Raw genomic sequence first — 3,158 nt, 5'->3', positions numbered from 1 at the left:
AAAATCGGCTCAAACATGAAGAAATGAAATGACTGAGTCAGCCGAGAAGAATTTCCCCGCTTATTCGCACCTTCCCTAAGAGATCTAGCCCGCGAGCAATTGTCATAGCATTAAGTGAGGTTGCTGTATGTGAATACATGCAGTAACCCGAAACCACCGTGTGGTCAGATACAACGTGACACACGGTGAGTTTCAGCTATGTGCTGATTCTGTGCTCAGCGTTATCGAAGTCTATCTATTTACTGCTAATTACAGTAAAGTAGTGGAACAATTGCAGCAAAGTTTCGCAATGCACTGCTATGTAACACATTGATCCTGCGTAGAATTTAAAATCCCTCGGCGTTCGCGCTGTGTGGGTTCAAGTCCCACTCCGGGTACCATGGGAAAGAACAGAATAATCAAAGCAATAAGCAGTGTCGTGAAACCACCTACGGGTGGTTTTTTTGTGCCTGAAACTTACTGACAGCTAATAGCGTGCGTCACAATACCCACCAATAAAGCAAAACCGCCAAAACGGCCCAGTCACCAACATGATTTAGCCCATTCGCTTATCGGCGAATAGGCGTGCTCAGCATAAACCCTCCCCGGGCCGGGTTGTTCATGAACCCATCACGGGCGGGGTTCTGGTTCTGAAAACCGCTCATTATGAGGGGATCGTTAATGCCATCCTCAATCGCAAAGGGTCTGTGGATCCGGCTACGGGCTCTGAGCGTAAACGCAAAATCATCCGCGCCGCCAATCACGATAACGCCATTGCCGGCAGCTAACGCAGCACTCAATTCTTGCTCTCGTTGAGCCTGACGTTGCAATGTGCCGGCTGCAACAGATGAAGACGTCAACAGCAGTAGTGCAAGGACGGCGCATGAAAATACCCGTGGCAGTTTCATGATAAATACTCATAAATAATGTGGCTATTAAAGTATAGCGTTTAATGGCGCTCTAATCCGGGCGGTAAAAACATTTTCTGGCGGCTGAGGCGGTGATTCTGGAGGGCCTGGCTGTGTATTAAGCACTATAATAAAAACAGCTCACAGGTGATTATGCCTGTTCGTAGCACAGGCAGGTGCCGCAGATTTTTCACCCCATAGGGGAGAGAAGGCGATGACTGACTATCAGTTTTCCACAGTCTGGCGGGTTGAGGCTTCACTGCAGGATGTCTGGGATGTTTTCTCCCACCCGGATCAGTGGCCAGAATGGTGGAGAAGCCTTGAGCGTGTTGTTGAGATCAAGAAAGGCGATATACAGGGGGTCGGAGCGTTGCATCGTTACACCTGGAAGGGTGTACTTCCGTATCGTTTAACCTTTGATATCAATGTATTAAATATTATGCAGTACTCTCTTCTTGAAGGTGCTGCCAGCGGCGAGGTTGAAGGGCGCGGGGTATGGTCTTTTATTGATACCGGTAAGGAGACGATTGTCAGGTACGACTGGAATGTACGAACCACGATTCGCTGGATGAATATACTTGCCCCACTGGCGGCGCCGGTATTTCGCTGGAACCACGATACGGTAATGCGCGAGGGAGCGAAGGGATTAGCCCGTAAACTTGGCACCCATGTGTATATATTTTGATTCAGAACCTATCCCATCAGGGCTATTTTGCTTGCCATTTCACCGCTGGGCAGTGCTCAAACTGTTTGCGCCAATGACGTCTGCCAGGATAGGTTTTAGTTCTCTGTTCTCAGGGGCTGTTTTATCCCTGGAAGTTAAAAATCCCGCCGTTGCTAACTAACAATGCGGCAATTTCATTTAACGTCTTGTCGAATTCCGCTGCATTTTGCAGTCCTGCGTTATGCAGCCGTTCTAAATTCTCTCGCGATGCGTTATCCAGCGTTGGATCGGCACCATATAATTCGGGTTGAAGCCTGTAATATTTTGCGTTTTTTACCGTTGAGGCGATTTGTTGTAAATAGTAGGCAGTCATCTGCGGACCGCCTTCGAGCGCGATATCGATAGCGGGTTTCGCCCAGCCAAAGGGTCCCCAGTCTTTAACCTCTGAATATGAATAACCCTGCAGCTTTTTACCGGTACCCAGAGAGACAATGATCATGTCTTTGATGCCAGCGACGTTTGAAAACTTAATCGCCTCGGAATAGGCACACAGTGCTGGATCGTTCGCCACGACACCACCATCGACCAGGACATACTTTTGCGGCAATGGGGGAAGTGAGTAAATACGCGCTGCTTCGAAGTACGTTGGTGCCGCGGAGGTACCACGTAAAACATCTCTGACCAGAAAATCCCGTTTTTTGGCTACGGCAGAGTGTTGTTTGAAGATCACAGGAAGACGACTGCTGACATCATAAGCAACAAAGCAGGTTGGTTTTAATAATTCACTCAGTTTCGTATCACCGAAGGCTGTTTTTAATACTCGCTCCAGTTCCGTTGCCGAGTATTTTTCATCACTGACACCGCCTAATGAAGTGATGTTTTTCCAAATGCCGACGTCAAAAATCTCATCGCCGTCCTGAAGATAGAAGTTGACGGCTTCCTGTGCGGAAAATTTGGGGTTTCCTGTCGCGTCGGGACACACATAGGCAGAACAGAGGATGGCACCAGTACTGGTGCCTGCAACTAAATCGAAATAATCAGCGATTCTTGCTGTTGGCTTTTTTGCTCTTTCTTGTAACTTTTTCTCCAGTGCGACTAATAGCATACCTGGCAGGATGCCTCTGATGCCACCGCCATCAATAGACAGTATTCTCATCGCCATTTTGACTTCCCCTCAGTGTATGAAACATGAAAGCGGAGGACTACATGTGGAAGTGCCTGCGTTTAAATATAGACAGGTTTTCGGGTAATGACTCCAACTTATTGATAGTGTTTTATGTTCAGATAATGCCCGATGACTTTGTCATGCAGCTCCACCGATTTTGAGAACGACAGCGACTTCCGTCCCAGCCGTGCCAGGTGCTGCCTCAGATTCAGGTTATGCCGCTCAATTCGCTGCGTATATCGCTTGCTGATTACGTGCAGCTTTCCCTTCAGGCGGGATTCATACAGCGGCCAGCCATCCGTCATCCATATCACCACGTCAAAGGGTGACAGCAGGCTCATAAGACGCCCCAGCGTCGCCATAGTGCGTTCACCGAATACGTGCGCAACAACCGTCTTCCGGAGACTGTCATACGCGTAAAACAGCCAGCGCTGGCGCGATT

3 protein-coding genes and 1 pseudogene are annotated in these 3,158 nt (G+C 48.6%); 1 reads left to right on the top strand and 3 read right to left on the bottom strand.

Features of this window, described 5'->3' with window-relative positions; genetic code table 11:
* Positions 1-548 precede the first annotated feature (548 nt).
* The gene (locus OGY19_RS08940; RefSeq protein ID WP_061068100.1) at positions 549-887 is read right to left on the bottom strand and encodes a hypothetical protein; all 339 of its coding nucleotides are present in this window, start codon (positions 885-887) and stop codon (positions 549-551) included.
* A gap of 214 nt (positions 888-1,101) precedes the next feature.
* On the opposite strand from OGY19_RS08940, the gene OGY19_RS08935 reads away from it, so the two are divergent.
* Positions 1,102-1,572, top strand: coding sequence for an SRPBCC family protein (locus OGY19_RS08935; RefSeq protein ID WP_101742204.1), 471 nt, complete (start codon positions 1,102-1,104; stop codon positions 1,570-1,572).
* Positions 1,573-1,693: 121 nt separating this feature from the next.
* Here the strand turns inward: OGY19_RS08935 and OGY19_RS08930 are convergent, their stop codons facing one another.
* The gene (locus OGY19_RS08930) at positions 1,694-2,713 is read right to left on the bottom strand and encodes a patatin-like phospholipase family protein (RefSeq protein ID WP_115601823.1); all 1,020 of its coding nucleotides are present in this window, start codon (positions 2,711-2,713) and stop codon (positions 1,694-1,696) included.
* Between the two features lie 98 nt (positions 2,714-2,811).
* Positions 2,812-3,158 (bottom strand): annotated as a pseudogene (locus OGY19_RS08925) (IS1-like element IS1A family transposase); the annotation flags it as partial.

The organism is Citrobacter sp. Cy070, assembly GCF_030332245.1.
GTDB lineage: Bacteria > Pseudomonadota > Gammaproteobacteria > Enterobacterales > Enterobacteriaceae > Citrobacter > Citrobacter youngae.
Note: the sequence above shows the minus strand (reverse complement) of the source record. Positions and strands in the feature narration are given on the sequence as shown.